Here is a 1462-nt window from a genome sequence, read left to right as displayed (position 1 = left end):
TGAACTGAACCCCGAAGGTTGGACACCAACTCGGAGGGGCTATGGGAAAATACACGGACCAAGCCAAGCTGGCTGCCGTGAAGGATTACTGTTCTGGGGAGGGTGGCCTGAAATCGGTTGCTCGCCGCCATGGCGTAGATGCTACGTTGCTGCGCCAATGGGTTGCCGGTTATCGTGCGCTTGGGGAAGCAGGCGTCCGCACGAAGAAGCGAGAGTTCTTTAGTTACAGTGCCGAATTCAAGCTCTCCGTCCTGGAACGGATGCGCGAGGAAGGGTTGTCGCGACGACAAGCTGCAGCGTTATTCAACATTCGCCGCTTCAACGTGATCGCCGAGTGGGAACATAAATTCAGTCAAGGCGGGCCGGAAGCGCTGTCACGAGCGCCGGGAGCACGCCGCAAAAAGATGTCAAAGACGCCCCCTATGCAAGCAGAAGAACAGAGCCCCGATCAGGAACGGAGCCGGCAGGACCTACTAGACGAACTGAGCCGTCTGCGTATGGAGAATGCCTACTTAAAAAAGCTCGAGGCCTTGGTTCGAGCGAACGGTCAGCAAGCGCAATGGAGCGAGCGCTGATCGTGCTTGAGCTAAGGCAGCAGTTTCCTCTTGCCGGCTTGCTGCAGGTTGCCGGTCTCGCTCGCAGCACGTTCTATTACCAACAGAAGCTGCTGCAGAGAGGCGACAAATACGCGGATTTGAAGGTCAAGATCCGCGAGCTATTTGATCGCCACAAGGGGCGCTACGGCTACCGTCGCATCACGGCTGCCATCCGTCGGGCCGGCGACCTCGTGAATCACAAGACGGTGCGGCGAATGATGGTCCAGCTGCAGCTCAAGTGCTGCGTGCGAGTAAAGAAATATCGCGCCTACAAAGGCCAGCTCGGACATGTTGCGCCCAATGTGCTGCAGCGTAAGTTCCAGGCCAACCGGCCGAATGAAAAATGGGTGACGGACGTGACCGAGTTCAATGTGGCCGGCCGGAAACTGTATTTGTCGCCCGTCATGGATCTCTTCAATAGCGAAATCTTGTCGTATGAGATGTCCGCCCGGCCGCTATTCGGCATGGTGGGCACGATGCTCAAGAAAGCGTTCGGTCGGCTGAGAGACGGTGACAGCCCGATCCTGCATTCCGACCAAGGCTGGCAGTACAGAATGCCAGAATATCGTCGACTCCTTGAAGCACGCGCCATCAGGCAAAGTATGTCTCGTAAGGGCAACTGCCTCGATAACGCCGCAATGGAAAGCTTTTTCGGCACGCTGAAGTCAGAGCTCTACTACGTCAACGAATTCCGCAGCATAGAGGAGCTGCAAGCGAGCGTTGATAGCTACATCCAGTACTACAATCATGAGCGGATCAAACTCAAACTCAAGGGGCTGAGCCCCGTCGAGTACCGACTTCGATTCGCGTGAGATTCGTTCACCCACCGTCCAACTTCAGGGGTTCAGTTCAGATCTGGTGGGAAT

General features: G+C 56.2%; 1 protein-coding gene. It reads left to right on the top strand.

What is annotated here, in order from left to right; all coding sequences use genetic code 11:
• The first annotated feature begins 41 nt into the window (after positions 1 to 41).
• Positions 42 to 1408 (top strand): IS3 family transposase gene (locus tag C9I57_RS32130; RefSeq protein WP_107154515.1). Its coding sequence is split into 2 segments (ribosomal slippage): positions 42 to 513 and positions 513 to 1408, totalling 1368 coding nucleotides; the frame shifts between segments, so codons are not numbered across the junction.
• Positions 1409 to 1462: the final 54 nt, after the last annotated feature.

Source organism: Trinickia symbiotica, assembly GCF_003028655.1.
Taxonomy (GTDB): Bacteria; Pseudomonadota; Gammaproteobacteria; order Burkholderiales; family Burkholderiaceae; genus Trinickia; species Trinickia symbiotica_A.
This window is presented reverse-complemented; position numbering and strand designations above follow the sequence as displayed.